General features: G+C 77.5%; 1 protein-coding gene. It reads left to right on the forward strand.

From position 1 onward, the window contains the following. On the forward strand, positions 1–564 hold a 564-nt coding region (locus tag Q0789_RS16595), incomplete at both ends, for a glycerol-3-phosphate dehydrogenase C-terminal domain-containing protein (RefSeq protein WP_298807090.1).

Raw genomic sequence — 564 nt, forward strand, 5'->3', positions numbered from 1 at the left:
CCGCGACGACGTCATGGGCGTCTACACGGGCCTGCGCCCGCTGCTGCAGCCGACCGCCAAGGGCTCCCTCCCCGGCGAGGGCGGCGAGAAGGGCGGCAAGGGCGGCGGCGACCCGACGACCACGACGAAGGTCTCGCGGGAGCACACCGTCGCGACGCTGCGCCCGGGCCTCACCGTGGTCGCCGGCGGCAAGTACACGACGTACCGCGTCATGGCGCGCGACGTCGTCGACGCCGCCCTCGCCGACGCCGCCCCGGGCGACCGCCCCGCCGGGCCCTCGCTCACGGCCGACCTCCCGCTCGCCGGCGCCGAGGGCTACCCCGTGCGCTGGGCCCAGCGGCACCGCATCGCCGAGGAGCGCGGCTGGTCCCTCGAGCGGGTCGAGCACCTGCTCCACCGCTACGGCGGCGACGTCGACGAGGTGCTCGAGCTGGTCGACGCCGACCCCTCGCTCGGCGAGCCCCTCGAGGGCGCGCCCCACTACCTGCGCGCGGAGGCGCTCTACGCCGCCACGCACGAGGGCGCGCTGCACCTCGAGGACGTCCTGACGCGCCGCACGCGCCT

Origin of the sequence: uncultured Pseudokineococcus sp., from assembly GCF_947499845.1 — a bacterium.
In the GTDB taxonomy this organism is placed as follows: domain Bacteria; phylum Actinomycetota; class Actinomycetes; order Actinomycetales; family Quadrisphaeraceae; genus Pseudokineococcus.